Source organism: Streptomyces sp. G-G2 (assembly GCF_030063135.1).
In the GTDB taxonomy this organism is placed as follows: domain Bacteria; phylum Actinomycetota; class Actinomycetes; order Streptomycetales; family Streptomycetaceae; genus Streptomyces.
The window spans coordinates 1-527 of sequence record NZ_JASISO010000140.1 but is presented as its reverse complement, the minus strand read 5'-3'; the positions used below and the strand labels follow the sequence as shown (position 1 = coordinate 527).

Sequence of the window (527 nt, the reverse complement as noted above, 5' to 3'; positions counted from 1 at the left end):
GCCGGCGTCGAGTGCGGCAGCGATCATGTCCCGGGCGAGGTGCGGCTTCGTCGCGAACACCGTCTGTTCGGGTATGCCCGCCGCCGAGCGGCGGGGCCCGTCGGCGAACCAGCTGTCCTTGGGCAGGAAGAGCCGACGGTCGATCAGAGCGCGTCCGCGCGGTGACGCGTAGGCGAGGAACACCCCTATCTGGGAGTTCTCGATCCGTCCGGGGGCCCGTATTTCAATAAGTGTTCGGTAGAGGGGTGTTGGTGGGAGGCTGAGATATGACTCCGTGTCTGTCAGGCCGCGCTGCCACCCGCGCTCTGCGAACTAAGTTCGATCAGATCCTGCCGCACTTCGATGAGCGTCGCCGCCGGTTGTACCTGGCCAGTGAGGCGACGGCCCTCGGCCATGGCGGGATCGTCCGGGTCGCAACCGCCTCTGGCACCAGCACTGCCACCATCGCGCGAGGTATTGCCGAGCTGGCCGGTTGCTCGTCGCCGACCCGACGGGTCCGGGCTCCAGGCGGGGGCCGCAAGCGGCTG

The 527-nt window shown here is 68.3% G+C and carries 2 pseudogenes; one reads left to right on the top strand and one right to left on the bottom strand.

Annotation, left to right across the window (positions count from 1 at the left end):
• Nucleotides 1-210, bottom strand: a pseudogene (locus QMF80_RS37975) (transposase); the annotation flags it as partial.
• Nucleotides 211-266: 56 nt separating this feature from the next.
• Between QMF80_RS37975 and QMF80_RS37970 the strand changes: the two are divergent.
• A pseudogene (locus QMF80_RS37970) lies at nt 267-527 on the top strand (ISAzo13 family transposase); the annotation flags it as partial.